The organism is Sphingomonas sp. PSPC2-2 (assembly GCF_049897725.1).
In the GTDB taxonomy this organism is placed as follows: Bacteria; Pseudomonadota; Alphaproteobacteria; order Sphingomonadales; family Sphingomonadaceae; genus Sphingomonas.
This window is the reverse complement of sequence record NZ_JAFCWU010000039.1, coordinates 1-709: the sequence shown is the minus strand read 5'-3', so window position 1 is coordinate 709 and position 709 is coordinate 1. Positions and strand designations below refer to the sequence as shown.

The window sequence follows — 709 nt, the reverse complement described above, 5'->3', positions numbered from 1 at the left end:
GGTTGCTTTGCAAGCATCAGGTCATCGGTTCGATCCCGATAGGCTCCACCACTCACCAAAGCGTCGCCAGCTGCACAACCTAGAGATGAAGAGAAACGGTTCCGCTTCGGCGGAAATTGCGGGGTTCGCCCCGCCTTATTTGACATTGTGAATGGGTTCTTAAAATCGATGCCGTGATATCGGCGTTGGTTCGACGAGAACGTTTTGGTTCGGGTTTTCCCGGATCTGAGCGGTTCGAGGCGGATACAACGCTTTAATAATCAGGCTGAGCATTTTAATCATCCGCACCAAGATACTGTGACTTTGCTGCTCTGCCGAGTTTTGGTTCGATCCGTCAGGATCGATCCCAGCATTGTCATTGGTGGTGCGGACTCTCAAGCGTGAGGTAAGGGCAATTCGTGGATGCCTTGGCGCATACAGGCGATGAAGGACGTGGCACGCTGCGATAAGCTGCGGTGAGGTGTGAGCAACCTTTGACCCGCAGATTTCCGAATGGGGAAACCCACCTATCCCGTTTAACTTGTTCGTTCCTGGTAACAGGGGCGGCCAAGCTAAATGGGGCTAGGTATCACTTAAGTGAATACATAGCTTTCGTGAAGCGAACCCGGCGAACTGAAACATCTCAGTAGCTGGAGGAAAAGACATCAACCGAGATTCCGTTAGTAGTGGCGAGCGAACGCGGACCAGGCCAGTGCCGACAAGTGAATTA

At 52.3% G+C, this 709-nt stretch carries 1 rRNA gene; it reads left to right on the top strand.

The annotated features are described in order from the left end of the window. Positions 1 to 375 precede the first annotated feature (375 nt). Positions 376 to 709 (top strand): 23S ribosomal RNA (locus tag ACP7BY_RS20995); the annotation flags it as partial.